The organism is Absiella sp. AM09-50 (assembly GCF_003433845.1).
GTDB lineage: Bacteria > Bacillota_I > Bacilli_A > Erysipelotrichales > Erysipelotrichaceae > Hoskinsella > Hoskinsella hominis.
On the sequence record NZ_QVFI01000001.1, the window covers coordinates 140,794 to 159,633 of the forward strand.

At 32.5% G+C, this 18,840-nt stretch carries 14 protein-coding genes and 1 riboswitch; of the genes, 10 read left to right on the plus strand and 4 right to left on the minus strand.

The window, feature by feature from the left end; all coding sequences use genetic code 11:
* Nucleotides 1-14 precede the first annotated feature (14 nt).
* The 7 genes from DW114_RS00705 to DW114_RS00735 all read left to right on the plus strand — a co-directional run bounded on the left by DW114_RS00705 (nucleotide 15) and on the right by DW114_RS00735 (nucleotide 9,667).
* Nucleotides 15-1,085 carry a PTS fructose transporter subunit IIC gene (locus DW114_RS00705; protein ID WP_117451425.1) on the plus strand — a complete coding sequence of 357 codons (1,071 nt, stop codon included), beginning with the start codon at nucleotides 15-17 and terminating at the stop codon, nucleotides 1,083-1,085.
* A 138-nt stretch (nucleotides 1,086-1,223) separates the two neighbouring features.
* Entirely contained in the window at nucleotides 1,224-2,204 is a 981-nt protein-coding gene (locus DW114_RS00710) for a LacI family DNA-binding transcriptional regulator (protein ID WP_117451427.1), read from the plus strand.
* 184 nt (nucleotides 2,205-2,388) lie between these two features.
* Entirely contained in the window at nucleotides 2,389-3,762 is a 1,374-nt protein-coding gene (locus tag DW114_RS00715) for a PTS transporter subunit EIIC (RefSeq protein ID WP_117451429.1), read from the plus strand.
* Nucleotides 3,763-3,774: 12 nt separating this feature from the next.
* The gene (locus DW114_RS00720; protein WP_199483507.1) at nucleotides 3,775-5,202 is read left to right on the plus strand and encodes a glycoside hydrolase family 32 protein; all 1,428 of its coding nucleotides are present in this window, start codon (nucleotides 3,775-3,777) and stop codon (nucleotides 5,200-5,202) included.
* Nucleotides 5,203-6,210: 1,008 nt separating this feature from the next.
* A complete protein-coding gene (locus DW114_RS00725) occupies nucleotides 6,211-7,044 on the plus strand; it encodes a PRD domain-containing protein (RefSeq protein ID WP_117451431.1) in 834 nt (277 codons plus the stop codon).
* Nucleotides 7,045-7,055: 11 nt separating this feature from the next.
* The gene (locus DW114_RS00730) at nucleotides 7,056-8,939 is read left to right on the plus strand and encodes a beta-glucoside-specific PTS transporter subunit IIABC (RefSeq protein WP_117451433.1); all 1,884 of its coding nucleotides are present in this window, start codon (nucleotides 7,056-7,058) and stop codon (nucleotides 8,937-8,939) included.
* Between the two features lie 11 nt (nucleotides 8,940-8,950).
* Nucleotides 8,951-9,667 (plus strand): glucosamine-6-phosphate deaminase, encoded by a 717-nt coding sequence (locus DW114_RS00735; protein WP_117451435.1) that lies wholly within the window; start codon nucleotides 8,951-8,953, stop codon nucleotides 9,665-9,667.
* Nucleotides 9,668-10,874: 1,207 nt separating this feature from the next.
* Here the strand turns inward: DW114_RS00735 and DW114_RS00740 are convergent.
* Genes DW114_RS00740 through DW114_RS00755 form a run of 4 tightly spaced genes read right to left on the minus strand, consistent with a single transcriptional unit; the run spans nucleotide 10,875 to nucleotide 14,653 of the window.
* A complete protein-coding gene (locus DW114_RS00740; RefSeq protein ID WP_158552176.1) occupies nucleotides 10,875-12,017 on the minus strand; it encodes a DHHW family protein in 1,143 nt (380 codons plus the stop codon).
* Between the two features lie 15 nt (nucleotides 12,018-12,032).
* Nucleotides 12,033-13,421: an MBOAT family O-acyltransferase gene (locus tag DW114_RS00745; RefSeq protein WP_117451439.1), complete on the minus strand. Its 1,389-nt coding sequence runs from the start codon at nucleotides 13,419-13,421 to the stop codon at nucleotides 12,033-12,035.
* Between the two features lie 10 nt (nucleotides 13,422-13,431).
* On the minus strand, nucleotides 13,432-13,896 hold the full coding sequence (locus DW114_RS00750) for a DUF4358 domain-containing protein (RefSeq protein WP_158552177.1): 465 nt from the start codon (nucleotides 13,894-13,896) through the stop codon (nucleotides 13,432-13,434).
* Between the two features lies 1 nt (nucleotide 13,897).
* Nucleotides 13,898-14,653 (minus strand): GDSL-type esterase/lipase family protein, encoded by a 756-nt coding sequence (locus DW114_RS00755; protein WP_158552178.1) that lies wholly within the window; start codon nucleotides 14,651-14,653, stop codon nucleotides 13,898-13,900.
* A 189-nt stretch (nucleotides 14,654-14,842) separates the two neighbouring features.
* Between DW114_RS00755 and DW114_RS00760 the strand changes: the two genes are divergently transcribed.
* The 3 genes from DW114_RS00760 to DW114_RS00770 all read left to right on the plus strand — a co-directional run bounded on the left by DW114_RS00760 (nucleotide 14,843) and on the right by DW114_RS00770 (nucleotide 18,673).
* Nucleotides 14,843-16,120: a tetratricopeptide repeat protein gene (locus DW114_RS00760; RefSeq protein ID WP_158552179.1), complete on the plus strand. Its 1,278-nt coding sequence runs from the start codon at nucleotides 14,843-14,845 to the stop codon at nucleotides 16,118-16,120.
* 387 nt (nucleotides 16,121-16,507) lie between these two features.
* Nucleotides 16,508-16,627: riboswitch (SAM-I-IV-variant riboswitch) on the plus strand.
* 43 nt (nucleotides 16,628-16,670) lie between these two features.
* Entirely contained in the window at nucleotides 16,671-17,768 is a 1,098-nt protein-coding gene (metK, locus tag DW114_RS00765; protein WP_117451447.1) for a methionine adenosyltransferase, read from the plus strand.
* 170 nt (nucleotides 17,769-17,938) lie between these two features.
* Entirely contained in the window at nucleotides 17,939-18,673 is a 735-nt protein-coding gene (locus tag DW114_RS00770) for a GntR family transcriptional regulator (protein ID WP_117451449.1), read from the plus strand.
* Nucleotides 18,674-18,840 lie beyond the last annotated feature (167 nt).

Consider the following 18,840-nt stretch of genomic DNA (forward strand, 5'->3'; position numbering starts at 1 on the left):
AGAGGAGAATTTCAATGGAAGGGTTTAAGAAAGAACTAAAGAATATACAAAAAGCATTATTAACAGGTACTTCATACATGATGCCAATGGTTGTGGCCGGTGGTATTCTGTTCTCATTATCCTTATTAGGAGGGGATGCAACGTCTACAGGTATTGTTGTTGCGAATCCATTAATGGCAAATCTGAAAACAATAGGTGCAGCTGGATTATTCATGATGATTCCTGTATTAGCAGCTTATGTTGCTTATTCTATCGCTGGCAGACCAGGACTTGTACCAGGGTTTATCTTAGGATATCTTGCGAATAATACGATTGGCGAAACGGGTGCAAAAACAGGTTTCTTAGGAGCATTGGTTCTTGGAATTATGGCAGGTTACCTTGTAAAATGGATGAAGTCATGGAAAGTTCCTAATGTTATTAAGTCTATTATGCCAATTTTAATTGTGCCAGTTATTTCCACTGGAGTATTAGGATTATTCTATATCTATTGTATTGCAAATCCAATGGGATCATTGATTAATGTATTAATGGAGTTTTTAACAAATCTTAACGGTGCTAACCAGATCTTATTTGCGATTATCATTGGCGCAATTTGCGAAATTGATATGGGTGGACCAATTACAAAGACTGTAACAATGTTTACAATCGCATTAATTTCAGAAGGCGTTATGGGACCAAATGGTATCTACCGTGTATGCCCTGGTATTCCACCTATGGCGATAGCTTTATCCACAATTATGTTCAAAAATAAATGGACATCAGCAGATCGCAGTGCCGCGAAAACAGCTGGTATTATGGGAATCATGGGCATTACAGAAGGCGCAATTCCATTTGTAATCGCAGATTTAAAACACATTCTTCCATCTACAATTACCGGTTGTATTGTCGCAGCAGTGATTGCTTCCTTAACTGGTGTAACATCTCCAGTACCTCATGGTAGTTTTATTACTTTGCCAATGGTTAGTGGAAAAGTAGGGTTTGTTGTCGCAATCGTTGTAGGTACCATTGTTGCAGCGGTCATGATGGGTATATTAAAGAAGCCAATTGAACAGGATAAAGTAAAAAAAGTGGAAGAAAAAGCATAGATATTAAAAAAGAGTTTAAAATATCTGATTTGATAATCAAATAAGTAAGCAGCGAAAGCTGCTTTTCTTTTTTATGAGATTGAAGTAGAAAAGTATTGGAAAGAATGATATCATTATAAAAGAAAATGGGGTGTTATCATGGCAAGTATCAATGATGTTGCAAAAAAAGCGAATGTTGCGAAAAGTACAGTTTCATTAGTCGTAAATAATAGTGGATATGTATCTGCTAAAACAAGAGCTAAAGTAGAAGAAGCGATGAGAGAACTTAATTATGTACCCAGTCAATTAGCTAAAAATCTTTCAAGCAGAAGAAGTAATATTGTCGGTATTGTAATGCCAGATGTGATGCATCCATTCTTTGCAACATTTATAAAATATGCAGAATTAAAATTATTTCATTATGGTTATATGACTATGGTATGTGGCACGATTGGTCGAGAACAAATTGAGGAAAGTTATCTTGATATGTTAGATCGAAAAGCGATGGATGGGATTATTATGGGGGCGCATACACTGGATATTGATCGATATAAAAAAACTAAACAACCTATTGTGGCCTTGGACAGGTTTATTGGGGAACATATACCAGTTGTTAGTTCTAATCATTATCAGGCAGCAGAAAAAACATTAGAGATTTTATTAAATAATAAATGCCGTCATGTTATACAATTGGTAGGAAGTATGATACTTGTGAAAGCGGAAAATGATTATGCATCATGTTGTCATGAATTGTTTTTGAAGCATGGAATACAAGTTCATCAGGTGGAAGTAGGACATAACACTTTTACAACAGAAAAATATAAAAAAGCAGCAGAAATGGCATTTCATTTATATCCAGACGTTGATGCCATTATTGGTGTAGATATGGCAATTATGGAATGTCTTGCAATTGCTAAAGAGCGGAATATTCATGTACCAAATGATTTAAAATTAATTGCGTTTGATGGTACGTATATTACAAGAATTGGTGAGCGTACATTAACTGCGATAAAGCAACCAATTGAAAAGCTGGCAAATGCTAGTGTTGATACAATTGTTCAAATGATAGAAGGAAAAATAACTGCAAAGAAAGAAATCATATTAGATGTAGAAGTACAATTAGGAGATACTACGTTATGAAAAACAGCAAAGTTTATGTAAAGGCATACATAAATTTTGCTGTTTCTATTGACAAAGTGAATTTTGCAGTATATCATTAATGTGTAAAACCGGTTCGATATCATAATAAAGCATGCATATCATGATATTGGACGTTTATTTTTCGAAAAATATAAAACCGGTTTGACATGAGAGGAGAAAACATATGAAAAAAGATCCAAGAGTCACAGCTGAACAAATTATTGCAGCAGTTGGTGGAAAAGAAAACATTGTAAGTGTTATGCACTGCGCAACCCGTCTACGTTTATCATTGAAAAATACGTCTAAAATAGATATTGAAAATATTAAAAAAGCACCTGGAGTTGCTGGTTACTTTGAAAAAAGTGGACAACATCAAATCATTTTAGGTACTGGTTTTGTGAATAAAGTATGTGATGAAGTACAAAAGATAACTGGTATTTATGATGAACAAGATTGTCAAGAAGTAAGTACAAATGAAACTACAGGTAAATTCCAACAATTGACAAAGATGATTTCAGATATATTTATCCCTATTATTCCTGTATTATTAGCGACAGGTATTTTAATGGGATTACAAAGTTTTATGACAAATGGACTTCATATCGAATTTGATGATAATTTAAATACTTTGTTTAATGTTCTTACAGGAACTGCCTACACTTTTATCCCAGTATTAGTCACATGGTCAGCTTGTAAAAAATTTGGAGGATCACCTATTTTAGGTATCGTTTTAGGTTTAATGCTTGTTTCACCTAATCTTCCAGATAAATGGAATGTTGTGAATGGTCTGGCAGAACCATTGAAGTTTGTTCTTGGGCCAATAACTTTAAATGTTACGGGATATCAAAGTTCTGTTATTCCAGCAATTTGTTTAGGCTGGTTTGCAGCAACTTTAGAGAAAAAATTACATAAGATTATCCCTGATATTGTGGATATGTTATTAGTACCATTTTTAACATTATTAATATCTTTGTTATTGGGATTATTTATTGTGGGACCTGTATTAAGTGCAATTGAGAAAGGACTTACAGATATTATTTTAAGTATGCTACAATTACCATTTGGTATCGGTGGTATTGTATATGGTGGTGGAATTCAATTATTATGTTCTGTAGGTATGCATCATACTGTTACACCAATAATTGTGTCTATTTATGCTGAAACTGGTCTTGATTTCATCAATCCTATGGGAAGTGCAGCGATTGCAGGTCAACTTGGTGCAGGGCTTGCGATTGTAATGATGACGAGAAATAAACAAAAACGGGCAAATATGATTCCAGCTTTAATTCCAGCATTATTTGGTATATCTGAACCTGTTATGTATGGGATAACTTTCCCACTGATTAAACCATTTTTAATGGGATGTATTGGTGGTGCAGCTGGTGGTGCATTTGCTGGAATTGTATCTTTAGCAGCAAAAGGAACAGGCGCAAGTATGTTGCCAGGAACATTGTTATATTTACAAGGAGGTATGATCCAATATCTACTAGTACTTGTTATCTCTATAGGTGTTGCATATTTGTTAACGAGAATCGTTATGAAAGGAAAAGTAGAATAAATTGGTGATAGTATGAAATTAATTGATTTTTCAAATCATCAAAACAGACTTGTTCGTATAGAGGATGTTTCAGATGAATATATAAATTATATTCATCAAACAACTATCGAAGATCGTTGGTATCCATCTTTTCATATTGCACCACCACATGGGCTATTGAATGATCCAAATGGATTATGTCAAATAGAGGGAACATATCATATTTTTTATCAATGGTTTCCATTAGGACCAGTACATGGATTAAAACATTGGAGGCATTTAACCACAAAAGACTTTATCCACTTTGATGATTACGGATGTGCAATGTATCCAGATGATTCATATGATTTACATGGATGCTATAGTGGCATGGCTTTTAAGGAAGGAAAACATTGTCATGTATATTACACTGGAATTGATCAGGATGACAAGGCAAATGTATGTTATGGTCTTTTAAGACAAGATAAGATTGATAAACAAGGAGTTATAGTATCTTTGGATAAAAAAATTACATCTGATAATTTTCGCGATCCATGTGTTTTCAAAAAACAGGATACATATTGGATGCTTGTTGGAGGAGAATCAGTAAATGGAATAGGAATATTGCCAGTATATCATGGAGATACTTTTCACACATTCACCTATCAGGGAAATTTAAATTTGCAAAATCATAATTTTGGTTATATGTTAGAATGTCCTAATTATTTTGAACAAGACGGGAAAGGAATTTTATTCTTTTCCCCACAAGGAATAAAAAGTTCTAATCATTACGATTATCAAAATGTTTTTTCTGTCACCTATGGAATCGGGGATCCTATTCAAAATGATTTGAAATTTAACGCACAGACATATTATGAAATGGATAAAGGATTTGATTTTTATGCCCCACAAATTTTCAAAGATGAGAGTGGAAGATATATACTATTTGGATGGCTAGGCAATTCAAAATGTATTTATCCATCAGATAAAAATAACTGGGCACATATGCTTACAATACCTAGAAAAATTATTGTTGATGGTGATCGACTTGTGCAAGAACCATTAGAAGAGTTAAAATCGTTACGTGATGAAGAACGTCAAATAGATACATGTATGAATTTAAAACAAGCGGCATTTGAATTGGAATTGGAAGTAAATGATTATTTTAAAATTGAGATTTTAGAAAGTAAAGAAAACTATATATTTTTTGAGATGAATGAAAAAGATTATATTTTAGATCGTAGTCATATGACATTTATGTATAATGAGAAGTATGGAACTAGACGCTATGCTAAAAGACTAATCAAAGAAAATCAAAAAATCAGGATATTTGTTGATCATTCCAGCATTGAAATATTTGCGGATGAGGGAAAAACAGTATTTACCTCGAGATTCTATTTAAATGACATAAAACAAATGAAAGTTGTAAACGCAAAAGGAAAATATTGGTCGTTAAAGCCAATAGAAATTGAAAATTGTTAGTAAAAGTATAAATATTAAAAAGAGTTTAAAATATCTAATTTGATAAATTAAACTCTTTTTTGTTTCATAAAAAAATAAAATTAGAAAATAGCTTCAATTTTGTACAAAATTACATAGATTATGTATCATATTTCTAATTATGAGAAATTAACTTGATATTATATCTAATTAGTTTATATCGTGCTATAATTAACCTAACTTTTCATAAGTGCACAAAAAAAGTTAGTTGAGAGAAGGAGGAAACTGTCTTAATGAAATTTCCATTTAAGGGATTTCGGACGAAGAGTACAGGTAGAAAGCTATGCAAGATATTTTTACACTGTTTCTGGTGTGGAAAATCATTACAGAAGCAAATGTTACCCTGAGATATATTTGTATCCTGTTTGGAAAAGAAATATAACTCAGTTCACGAATTCTAGATAGTGAAACTATTTGATATTGAATATTGTTTTTTGATATCAATGTCAACTCCATCCGAATTCCTCAACAAAAAAAGAGAGTGCTCACAACACTCTCTTTTCTTCGGCTTTTACAAGCCATAGACTCCATCCGCTATTATATTAACACTAGTACTACAAGAAGTCAACAAATAATAGCTAAATTTTAAGGAAATTTTAGGAATTATTGAATATAATCTGAAGAAAAAGACTAGAAGAAGCATATTGAATTATCATATGATTATTAATGAAACAGTTTATATTAAAAAAATATAATATATATGTTATATAATTGATATTATATTATCTAATATATGGAGATGTTTAATAAGAAAATAAAAATGAGTTGCATAAACACAATGCACACAACTATATTAAAACGCTTACAAAATGTAAATAAAAACCATTGACAATGGTAAAACTGTCTGTTAAGATATAAACGAATTAAATACAAACGTATCAGGATTTGTTACGGAATAAGCCGGCATGACCTAAGTGATTTTTTATAATCATTTGGGTCTTTTTTATTCTTGTGTTTAATTTAGCAATTGCGAAAAAATGAGGTGTGACTATGAGAGTTATCAATCGAATCAATAACAATGTCGTATTAGTGAAAGATGGTACACAAAAGAAAATCGTCACTGGAAAAGGATTGGGATTTAAGGTTTATCCAGGGGATAGCATTAATGAACGTCTAATTGAACAACGTTTTATCCTTCAGGAAAACAGTGATGAAGATTATTACGTAAAAATGTTAAAGAATATACCATTAGAACAAATAAAGGTATGTGAGAAGATTGTGGAAAAAGGCAGAGAACTGTTAGGAAAACCATTGTCAGATAATCTAATATTTTCCTTAGCGGACCACTTAAACTTTGCGCTGGATCGATCATCTAAAAATATGTTGATTGATCATCCTTTGGCAAATGAAATCAAACAGTTTTACCCTAATGAAATGGAAGTAGGCAGATATGCAATCCAGTTAATAGAAAAAGAGATGAATATCAAACTGCCAAAAGGGGAAGCCGTCTTTATGACAATGCATATCGTAAATGCAGCAGGTGGATTAAGTGAAGCATATGACGTGGCAGAATTAACAGAGATGATGTCAAAAATAATTTCATTTATTGAGAATTATTTCCATTGTACCATCGATCAGGACAGTACTTCATTTTCCAGGTTCATTACACACTTACGATATTATTTGATTCGTCAGCTGAAATTTGAAATTGATGATTCTATCAATGATGAGCTGTTGGATATTGTGAAAGAGAAATATCCTGAAGCATTTCATTGTGCACAAATGATTACCGATCATTTAGATCATTTATATCAAAGTAAGTCTGCAGATAGTGAAAAGTTATATCTAACATTACATATTAACCGATTGTTAAATAAAAAATAAGGAGAAGATTTATGAAAAATGAGGAACTGGCTAAGCTGATTCTAGAAAATGTTGGCGGTGCGAAAAATATAAAAAATCTAACACATTGTGTTACAAGATTACGTTTTACGTTATATGATGATAAAAAAGCAAATAAAAAAACCATTGAGAATTTAGATGGTGTTCTGGGAGTACAAGAGCAGGGAGGACAATTTCAGGTCATTGTAGGAAGTAAAGTGAATAAAGTTTACCAGGAATTAATCGGCAATCCACAATTAGCTTTATCTGAGGATGGTCCAAAAGAAACGGGAAAGAAAAAATCAGTGATTTCTAATATATTGGAAACGATATCTTCTATATTGATTCCAAGCTTACCACCAGTAATTGGCGGAGGTATGATCAAAGGTTTCCTATTTATGTTCTGGGAGTTTGGATGGATTGAATGGGGAAGTGATATCTTTAATCTATTAAATATTATTTCTGATGGAATGTTCTATTTTTATCCATTCCTGTTAGCAGTCAGTGCCGCAAAACGTTTTAAAACAAATCCATATATGGCACTTGCGATTGCCGGATCTATGATGCATCCGACCATTTATGAAGGCATTAATGCTGGATTAAAAAGTTTAAAAGTAATAGGTTCTATTGGTGTACCATATCTTGATTATAATTCCTCTGTTATCCCGATTATATTATCTGTATGGGTGATGAGTTATGTATATCGATTCTTTGAGAAAAAAATACCAGACATTGTAAGTGTGATTTTTACACCCATGTTAACATTGGTTATCGTCATTCCTGTATGTATGATCATGATTTGTCCATTGGGTTATTATATTGGCGAATATATTGCACAGGGCGTTCAGGTATTAATTGATTTCTCACCAATTGTGGCAGGATTTGTAATTGGAGCTATCCGCCCATTTACAGTATTAACTGGAACACATCATGCAGTCCGTGCAATTGTATCTCAGCAGTTAGCAACTTATGGATATACTACAATAGGCGCTATGAATTATATGAGTACCATGGCACAGGCCGCTGCACCACTTGCTATTTATTTTGTATTAAGAAAACACAATGAAAAAATGAAGAATTTATCACTATCTGCAGCTGTTTCAGGATTCCTTGGTGTTACAGAACCAGGATTATATGGAATTATTGTGAAATATAAAGTCGCATTTATCGCAACGATGATTGGCGGTGGAATTGGTGGTGCGATATCATCAGTATTTGGATCCGCAGAATATGCGATGGTTATGTCATCTTTAATCACGATTCCAGCAACATTTGGTAATGGATTTATGGGTATCATCATTGGTTTACCAGCATCCATTATCATTACAATGGCTATCATCTTTGTGTTTAAGAATAAAGTGATTGAAGAAGATCAAGGTGTCGATACATCAAAAGCAGAAGAAATGATAAAACCAAAAATTAGTGTGAATATGGATGATAAATTATTAAAACTAAATGCTCCCACAAAAGGTGAAATCTGTGCTTTACAAGATTTATCAGATGAAACATTCGCAAAAGAAATGATGGGAAAAGGTATCGCTATTTTACCACAGGATAATCAAATCTGTGCACCTGCTGATGGTATCATTACAGCTTTATTTCCAACCAAACATGCCATTGGTATGAAAACAAAAGATGGTTTAGAAGTGTTGATTCATATAGGCATTGATACCGTAAATTTGAATGGTAAATACTTTGAAGCAAAGGTGAATATTGGTGATACAGTGGTTCAGGGGCAAACGTTGATTGTCTTTGATTATCAAAAAGTAGCTGAAGAACATTACGATACACATGTAATAATGGTAATTACAAATTCAGATGATTATTTAGATATATTTTCAAATCAAAAAATAGAAACAGTCACAAAGGATATGGATATCCTGACAGTGATTCAATAGGAGGACGTAAAATGAAAGTTTTAATTGGAAAAGATGTAGAAGAAATGAGCAAAATTGCCGCAGATTATGTTATGAGTTATATGTATCAGGAAAAGCAGCGTGTGAACTTATCCATTACAGGAGGATCTACACCAAAGCGTATGTATGAATTATTAGTTCCACAAGTAAAAGATACCAATCGTTTTGATCATGTACACTTTTATAACTTTGATGAAATTCCTTATCGTAAAGAAGATCGCGAAGGAGTTACTATTTCAGGATTGAGAGAGGCGTTCTTTACACCAGCAGGTATACCAGAAGAAAGAATTCATAAACTGGATCAATTTAATTATCAAACGCAGGATGAGCGTATTGAAAAAGATGGTGGTTTGGATATGGTAATTTTAGGTGTTGGTGCTGATGGACATTTCTGTGGGAACTTACCTCAAACAACAAAATTTGGTGACCTTACAACACGTGTGGAATGTGATCGTCGATTAAAAGACCGTATTCTCCCAGAATTTAATGATGTGGAAGAAGATGTGCCTGATTATTATATTACGATGGGACCTAGAAGCATTATGTGTGCTAGACATATCATCATGATTGCCAGTGGTGTAAAAAAAGCTGAGATTATAAAAACATTAATGGAAGGCATTGTCGATGAAAATAAACCAGCTACAGTCTTAACATTACATCCACACTTTACATTAATCATGGATGAAGAAGCCGCAAGCTTATTATCATAGCTGAAATCCTTTATAAGTTTAAATACTAGATGCATCATTTATCTAGTATTTTTTATTTTAATACAATCATATGTAAATAATTAAAAAATAGAAATATATAAAGTAAATGTGCTAAATCGACCAATTTTAATATCTGATTTCTAATTATTAAAAGATAACTAAATACTATATCTAATTATGTTGTTTAGTGCTATAATAAGCTTAACTTTTCAGAAACGTATATGATGGAAAGGGTGTTGAGAGAAGGAGGAACTTGTCTATTGGAATTTCCAAATAGGGGATTTCGGACGAAGATTACATAGGAGGTAAAAAGCTATGCAAGATATTTTTACACTGTTTCTGGTGTGGAAAATCATTGCAGAAGCAAATGTTACCCTGAGATATATTTGTATCCTGTTTGGAAAAGAAATATAACTCAGTTCACGAATTCTAGATAGTGAAACTATTTGATATTGAATATTGTTTTTTGATATCAATGTCAACTCCATCCGAATTCCTCAACAAAAAAAGAGAGTGTTAGCAGCACTCTCTTTTCTTCGGCTTTTACAAGCCATAGACTCCATCCGCTATTATATTAACACTAGTACTACAAGAAGTCAACAAATAATAGCTAAATTTTTAGGAATTATTGAATATAATCTGAAGAAAAAGACTAGATGGAGCATATTGAATTATCATATGATTACTAATGAAATACTTTATATTAAAAAAATATAATATATATGATATATAATTGATATTATATAATCTAATATATGGGGATGTTTAATATATTTGCATCCTTTTTGGAAAAGAAATATAACTCAATTCACGAATTCTAGATAGTGAACCTATCAGATACTGAGTATTGATTTTTGATATCAGCATCTAATCTATCCGAATTCCTCAACGAAAAAAAGAGAGTGCTCACAACACTCTCTTTTCTTTGGCTTTTACAAGCCGTATCTAATCTATCCGTTAATATATTAACACTCGTACTACAAGAAGTCAATAAATAATAGCTAAATTTTAAAGAAATTAAAGGGATTATATGATAGAAAATATAAAAAGGGCAATATCTAAATGATGATAGAAATCTTTGTGAGAAATATATATTAAAAAATTTAATAAAATATGATAAATAATATATATCATATTAAATAATAATGATAAGAGAATAAAGATTATGTACTAGAATAGCATATATCACGATTTTGTTAAAAATCCTTCACTGTAGTAAATTTACTAAAGAAGAATCTGTGAAAAAGGTATTAAAATTATATAGAAATAATACATCTGTAATATTTCTATTTTTCATCAGATCATTTACATCGTCCATATAATAACGTGGATCAATCACTGTAATTTCATGATAATAAGGAGTTAAGAATGGAAGAAAAGCATTCGCATAAGAATCCTTAATGACAAGTAAACGTTTATCTGTATCACTACTTGTGGTCATTTGAATCAACGCATGATTGCCACCAAAGAATACTTCATAAGGATTAGAGGATGAGGCTTTGCTTTCCACATAAACACTGGCTGCCTTTTCTTTCTCATTCACATATTCAACTAATACATCCGGATCATTTTTATCTGGTACATAGATTTCAACCTGATCATCTTTCTTACTATAATAACCACTGGTATTCGCTAAAGCACCCTGAAATGTTTGATGAATAACATAAGGTTCATAATGTAAAGTGTTTTTTGCTTTTAAATCATTTTTTAAATAGACCTGAAAAGCTTCATATGCCCCCTTGGTTGTCCAGTGATGATCACTTCGATAATATAAGTTTTCCTTTTTTTGATCAAGAAAATGATCCTCAATATCTGTGATTTTTATCTTTTTATTCAATGTTTTATAAAAGCTGGAAAGTGTTTTTTTCTGACTGGGAAGTGTGATATGCGCAGGGAGATTTTCAGGATAGATTTCGGCTTTATTAACTGCTATCAACATATGGATATTTATTTTATGATACTGTTTCACAAAACTGTTAATGGTATCACTCAATTGCTTGATTTTCGTATCCTCTATAGCTGGAATATCTTGAAAAAGCATATCGTTTTTACCAATTAAGACAGAAGAGAATTCATTATTTCCTAAAGCATGTTCCAATGAAACCTTTTGTTTATGTAACGCAAAACGTTTGGGGAATTGATCATTTAGATAAGAGGACATATCATCCTGGTATTGTTTTTGTAAGATATCCGCAATATGCAACTTTGGCATTTGCTGCAGAGTTCGGTTTTCTTCTATTGAATTTACTTGATCGGGTATGAGCACATAACATAAGGGAACCCCTATAATAAAGCATAAGGATACCATGCTTGTACCATAAGACTGAATAATTTCTTTCATTGTTTTCATTTGACACCGCATCCTTTAAAATTGAAAATATAGAAATGATTGTACATGACCGCCAACACTATATAATAATGCCAACAACCATAAGCATAAGATACCTAAAGGTTTTAATATCCAAACATAATCTTTTTGTTTAGATACCAATCTACCAATATAATGGAATAGCGGACTGGCCCATATCATAGCTATAATTAGAATCCACCAGCAGGAATGTAAGATAAATAAAAATTCTTCATTCATAAGGGGTAACTGTTTAAAGAAGAACATTCCTTGTAAATACTGAAAGGCTTGTGAGATGCTTTCACTAGAGAAGAATACCCAGCCAATCATAATGCAGATCATGGTAAGAAACCAGTTCAAAATAACAGGTAATTTAGATTGCACATGACACCATATAAACTTTTCAAAAATTAACAGACATCCATAATAAATACCCCATGAAAGAAATGTCCAGTTAGCACCATGCCAGATACCAGTTAAGATCCATACAATCATTAAATTACGTATTTGTATGCATATGCCTTTACGATTACCACCTAAAGGAATATATACATAATCACGAAACCACAAGGATAAAGATATATGCCAGCGACGCCAGAAGTCTGTGACAGAGGTCGCAATATAAGGGTAATGAAAGTTTTCACAAAGCCGGATATGGAAAATCTTTGAGATACCAATGGCCATTTGCGTGTATCCCTGAAAATCGAAATATATCTGTAAAGTATAAGCCAGAATCCCCAGCCAGAACATGCCGGTGGAGGATAAAGATGCATTTGCTTGTGAGAAAACGATGGATAAAGAATCCGCAATCCATACCTTTTGCACAAGCCCGATGATAAAGTGCGTCAAACCAGATTCTAAGTGTTTACGATCAATTTTCATGAGGGGAAGCTGTTTCTTGAAATCTTCATAACGCATAATAGGTCCCATAATTAATTTAGGAAACCATGTAACGTATAATGCATATGTAATAAAATGACTTTCTGCATTGATATGTCTGCGATATACATCAAATTGATATGATAAAATCGTAAATAGATAAAAGGAAATACCTAGAGGCATGGAGGAAATATCATTATGCTTTGGTATTGGCAGGATATGAGAAAGTTCTTGTAGAAAAAAGTTATAATATTTAAAATAAAACAATAGAAACAAATTGATCACAATGATTTCCACAAGTATATACTTACGTTTTCTGTCTTGTTTCCTTTGCATATATAAAGCCATGATATAGTTAAATATCGTAAGCAATATCAATAGTATAATATATACAGGCTCCCCCCAGGCATAAAAGATCAAACTGGCCACAATGAGTAAGATAGATTTATATTTTTTTGGTGTAATGGTATAGAGAATCAATAGACAGGGTAGAAGGAAAAAGATAAATATATAATTTTGAAATGCCATAATTTCCCTCCTAAAATAATTGATAAATCTTATTTTTTAAAGTTGCTGCCTGTTCATCTACCATCAAAAAGATGAATGGTCCTTTTTGAAAAATAAAGCCCTTTTGTATCAAATCACTTTGTCGCTGTCCATATCCCTTAAAACTTTGCAGTTTATCTTGCATACGTTTTTCCAGTTTATCATAAATAGCTTTTTGTTTATTCTCGTCTGTTTCATAAAATACACTAAGTTCTTCAGCTTCCATTGTGGAAGGATGTTTATAGATAACAGCACTCTGATAATCTTCTTTATTTAAATGGTAATACTTTCGTATAAACTTTGTATCCTCGTGTTCATACTTTGATGTTTTGCTATAGGATTCTATAACGGAAGAAACTTGTTTCATGGATACTGTTTTATCTACATGTGTAAAAGGTAAAATTAACAATAAAATCATACATCCAAATTCTAACAATAATCGAAATTTATTCAACATATTATATTCCTGCCGTTTCTGCCATATGGGAAAGCCATAGTGGATAAAATGCATATTTGGGATGCATTCCATCTCTTTCATAACGATCCCCGCTGCCATCAATTAAAGAATCATTACTGATATAAGTGATATGCATTTCTTTACACATAGATTTTAAAGCTGTGTTAAATGCCTTATCTTTTCGCATATTGTTATCTGTTGCGTAACCATTTTCATTCATGGGAATAATGGAATTAATGTATATCTTTGTATCCGGAAGTTGTTTCTGAATTGTTGTCACAAGTTTTTTATATTGATTGATAAAGCGCTGTGCATTTCCTCTACAATAAAGCAGATCATTCATGCCAAAGCTTAAAAATACTTTATCTGGTGAAAGAGAGATTGCGGATTGTATTTCTGTATCACAATTATCTGTACGTTTTCCTCGTGAAGCAAGTACGATGTTTTGTGGCAAAAGACGGTAGTCTAAAAATGCTTCAGATAAAGAATCTCCCAGAATTACCGTGTTTTTGAATCGGCTAGACATTGGAAGATTGGACTTTATAGCACTTTGTCTTTTCTTTTCTTCTATTTGTTTCCCCACCTTTTGCACATGTGAAGTAACATCATTTAAATCTTTATGACTTACAGCATGAAGCTTGGATAATCCATTTTTTAAATCTTCATCTGATTTTGTTTCGATATGTTGATGAATAAAAAATAAACTTAACGGAAAACATAAGGCGATAAAAAATAAATATCTGACGAATTTTCTCATCATAAACAACACCACGCATTCTACACTTAAATTATACTTCTTTTTTGCGATTTTATATTTAAAATTAAGGGGATTTAAGAAAAAAACTGAAAATCTAACAAATATGTTAGAAAAGCTGACTTTTATCATTTTTTTTATATAATGTAAACAAGAAAAAGGTAAATGTATAGGATAAAGGAGGAGAATGAAATGGGACATTTTTTTTCAGATAAAACCGAACAGGCATTCGATTTGATCTGGATGCAATTTGATAAAACAAAACAACAGGAAGGAAAACGTTTGTTGGAAGAGGCAGTCGCTGAAGGTGATCCGGAAGCATATTGTTTTCTTGCCAGAACCTACATGGGATTTCAGTATGTATGGGAATATGCAGGATTTGAAGAATCTGATGAAAAAGCAGATGCATTATTGTTGGAAGGTATTTCTAGAGGCAGTATGTTATGTATTTTGATAGCAAAACGTTGTGGATTAATGAATGAGGAAATCGAGGCAAGAATGCCATATACCTTAAAAGAAGCACGTGATCAAGTATTGGAATGGGCCCAAGCAGGGCATCCGTTTGCGCAATACGTGATAGGTAATACATATTATTTTCAGGATTATATAGATATCGATGAGATAGATGTATTAAATACATTCAGTTCTCAGGAAGATTTAGACACAAAATCCGCACAACTGGCATTACCATGGCTGGCAAAAGCCGTAGGTGCTGGATATACACATTGCGCAAATAATTTATACAATTTATTCAGTGGTTCTGAAGGATTGCCAAAAAACAGGGATGCACAGGTTCAGATTATTAAATTCTGTGTAGAAAAAGGTAATCCAAAATGGGAACAGGATTATGGAGAATATTATGATGAATTAGAAGATTATGATACATCTTTCCAATATTTCTTACGTTCTGCCCAGCATGGATATCTAAAAGCATACTATGATGTAGGATATGCATATGAACATGGACGTGGTGTTCCTATTGATATGAAAAAAGCCGCAGAAGCCTATGAAATCGCCGCTAAGGATGGTTCTAATGTATCCGCATGTTTATTGGGAATTATGTTGTTAAATGGCAATCGTGATATCACAAAAGATGAAACAACAGGTTTTACATGGGTAAAAAAAGCGGCTGAAAACAAACATATGTCCGCATATCCACATTATGGAAGATGTCTTTTAAGAGGCATTGGAACTGCCGCAGATCCAAATAAAGGTTTCCAGTATTTACAAGAAGCTTATCAGTATCATAAAGAAAATATTCAAAATAATATTTCACCATTCTCTACTGTTGTTATGGTAGAAATGTTTAATGGACTTGGTGATGCTTATATGTTAGGGCTTGGTACGGAAGTAAACTACAATGAGGCCGTACGTTATTATCAGGCAGTATCTGGTAAGAGTGATTACACAGATGCACAATTAAAGAAATTTAAGAAATCCTTATTTGGTGGATATAAGCTAAGAGGATAATATAGAATCAGACGATATTAATGAAGTATTTATAGATTATATACATCCTCTACTTAATCTGTCAATGACATCATCAGATTTAGAAAATATTGTGAAATGATGATATGGAATGATGGGCTTTTAGAAAAATCCCAGTTAGAGGAATATAAAGATAATGGTTATATAAAAATCATGAGAGAACGTAAAGTAAATGAATTTTCAGCTTTTCATCAATAGATTGAAAGCTGTGAACTAGTTGAAAACCAATGATTATCCTGCAAGTTGAAAATCAGACAATCGGTGTTTTCAAAATGATTGTAATATTTTTTGCGAAAAGAGCATAAATGATTGTAATATTTTTTGCGAAAAGAGTTGCCAAATAGCTTGGCGTGTGTTTTAATATAAGAGCCTTTTTATCAAGAGTTGGGTTAGAGAGTTAGCTCGCAGCCCACGCCAACCTGTATGAAGCATCATATAAGGTGGTACTGCTAACAACGATAAGAGAATAGTTCAACTAAGATTGCCTTCTCTTATTGAGGAGGCTTTTTATATGTGTAAAGGAGATTAAAACATGAAGGATTATTTATTTACAAGTGAAAGTATTACAGAAGGACACCCAGATAAAATCTGTGATCAGATTGCGGACAGTATTTTAGATGAAGCATTACGTCAGGATCCAGAAAGTAAAATGGCAGTAGAAGCAACCATTAAAGATGATTTTGTATTGGTTTATGGAGAAGCAAATACAAAAGCTGTTATTGATTATGAAAAGATTGCGAAAGATGTGATCAAAGAAATTGGCTATACCGAAGATTATACGGTTATGACAAAAGTAAACAAACAGTCATCTGAAATTAACCATGCAGTTGTATGGGAAGATGGTGAAATTGGTGCAGGAGATCAGGGTATCATGTTTGGATATGCATGTGATGATACAGAAAACTACATGCCTGCCGCTATTGATTATGCACACCAGTTAGCAAAACGTTTAAGTGATGTAAGAAGAAAAAGTGATATCTTATTACCAGATGGAAAAACGCAGGTAACAGTAGAATATGAAGATGATAAAATCAAACGTATTGATACAATCGTTGTATCTACACAGCATGTCGCAAGTGCGACTCAGGAAGAAATCGCAGAATTAGTAATGAAAGAAGTTATCAATCCAGTCATTAATGATGATTTAGTCGATGAAGATACAATTTATCTAATCAATCCAAGTGGATCATTTGTCGTAGGTGGATCTTTTGGTGACAGTGGTACAACAGGAAGAAAAATCGTATGTGATACATATGGTGGTATGGGAAGAATCGGTGGAGGATGCTTCTCAAGTAAAGACCCTAGTAAGGTAGATCGTAGTGCAGCATATTATTGTCGTTATGTGGCAAAGAATATTGTTGCGGCAGGACTTGCCAGCAAATGTGAAGTACAGGTAGCATATGCAATCGGTAAAGTAAAACCAGTATCTATTATGGTGGATACATTTGGAACTGGCACAAAGAGTGATGCGGAAATCTTAGATATCATCAAAGAAAACTTTAGCTTTGAAGTAAAAGATATCATTGATGAACTAGATTTAAAGAAACCAATCTACAAACAAACAGCATGTTATGGTCACTTTGGAAGACCAGAATTTACATGGGAAAAGATTATTGATTTAAAGTACTAGATTATAAAATAAGTCATAGCAGGTGTTTTATATGCTATGGCTTTTTTTGTTGATTACTGTTTTTTTATATGCAGTTCTGTTTATTTAACAAGTTGTTATATCATGTAGTGTTTATTTTTATGACATGTTATGTTATAGTGTAAGTGTCATATGGAAAGGGGAAAGCTTTTATGCAGAAACAGAAAAAAGATGCGCCATTATATTTACAGATTTATAAAGAACTGCAAAAACGCATTGAAAATGGTGTGTATAAAGAAAATGAATTAATACCTTCTGAATCCTCTCTACAGGCTGAATTTAATGTCAGTCGTATAACAATTCGCAGATCTTTGCAAGATCTTGAACTAGCTGGTTTCATAAAAATCAGAAAAGGAAAAGGGGCGATCGTACAGCCAATGAGAAAATACTCTGACTTAGTTGGCGTAAGCAGTTTCTCTCAGGAAGCAAGAGAAGCTGGTGAACGTCCATCATCTATTATTTTGGAATTTGAGGAAACAAAAGCAACTGGTATTGTATGTGATTATCTTCAGCTTGAGGAAGGTGCTGATATATATCGACTAAAACGACTAAGGTTGAAAAATGGCCGAATTATAGGTATGAATGAGCAGTTTATATCCCGTGATACTGGTGTTGTCATACATGGTGAAGAATTAAACGAGAAAACATCTATTTATGCGTTGTATGAGGAACAGGGATTACATATCGAACGTGCAGTAGAAACCATAGAAGCTGTAATGCCTACGCCTAATTTAAGAAAAGAACTGTATATGGATGAAGGAGAACCGCTTTTCCGAAGAGAGAGAATTACTTATGATTATTTGAATAGACCATTAGAATTATCTATTAATTCCTATAAAGCTGATGAGTATAAATATGTAATCACTTTAAAAAAAGAAGAATTATAAAAGCTATCTAGTAATACAACCTAGATAGTTTTTTTATAACAAGTTTATACCTTATAATGGTGAAATTTTAAGAAAACGTTATCAATTTTAATAAAATATGTAAAAATATGATATATTATGTTGACAAACTTGATATGATAAGTTATTATACAGGTGTAACATGTTAT

Excerpts from the sequence above, each read along its gene's own strand:
- DW114_RS00755 (WP_158552178.1), bottom strand. The coding sequence starts at position 14,653 with ATGAGAAAATTCGTCAGATATTTATTTTTTATCGCCTTATGTTTTCCG.
- DW114_RS00725 (WP_117451431.1), top strand. The coding sequence starts at position 6,211 with ATGAGAGTTATCAATCGAATCAATAACAATGTCGTATTAGTGAAAGAT.
- DW114_RS00740 (WP_158552176.1), bottom strand. The coding sequence starts at position 12,017 with ATGAAAACAATGAAAGAAATTATTCAGTCTTATGGTACAAGCATGGTA.
- DW114_RS00735 (WP_117451435.1), top strand. The coding sequence starts at position 8,951 with ATGAAAGTTTTAATTGGAAAAGATGTAGAAGAAATGAGCAAAATTGCC.
- DW114_RS00730 (WP_117451433.1), top strand. The coding sequence starts at position 7,056 with ATGAAAAATGAGGAACTGGCTAAGCTGATTCTAGAAAATGTTGGCGGT.
- DW114_RS00745 (WP_117451439.1), bottom strand. The coding sequence starts at position 13,421 with ATGGCATTTCAAAATTATATATTTATCTTTTTCCTTCTACCCTGTCTA.
- DW114_RS00705 (WP_117451425.1), top strand. The coding sequence starts at position 15 with ATGGAAGGGTTTAAGAAAGAACTAAAGAATATACAAAAAGCATTATTA.
- DW114_RS00720 (WP_199483507.1), top strand. The coding sequence starts at position 3,775 with ATGAAATTAATTGATTTTTCAAATCATCAAAACAGACTTGTTCGTATA.
- metK (WP_117451447.1), top strand. The coding sequence starts at position 16,671 with ATGAAGGATTATTTATTTACAAGTGAAAGTATTACAGAAGGACACCCA.
- DW114_RS00715 (WP_117451429.1), top strand. The coding sequence starts at position 2,389 with ATGAAAAAAGATCCAAGAGTCACAGCTGAACAAATTATTGCAGCAGTT.
- DW114_RS00770 (WP_117451449.1), top strand. The coding sequence starts at position 17,939 with ATGCAGAAACAGAAAAAAGATGCGCCATTATATTTACAGATTTATAAA.
- DW114_RS00710 (WP_117451427.1), top strand. The coding sequence starts at position 1,224 with ATGGCAAGTATCAATGATGTTGCAAAAAAAGCGAATGTTGCGAAAAGT.
- DW114_RS00750 (WP_158552177.1), bottom strand. The coding sequence starts at position 13,896 with ATGTTGAATAAATTTCGATTATTGTTAGAATTTGGATGTATGATTTTA.
- DW114_RS00760 (WP_158552179.1), top strand. The coding sequence starts at position 14,843 with ATGGGACATTTTTTTTCAGATAAAACCGAACAGGCATTCGATTTGATC.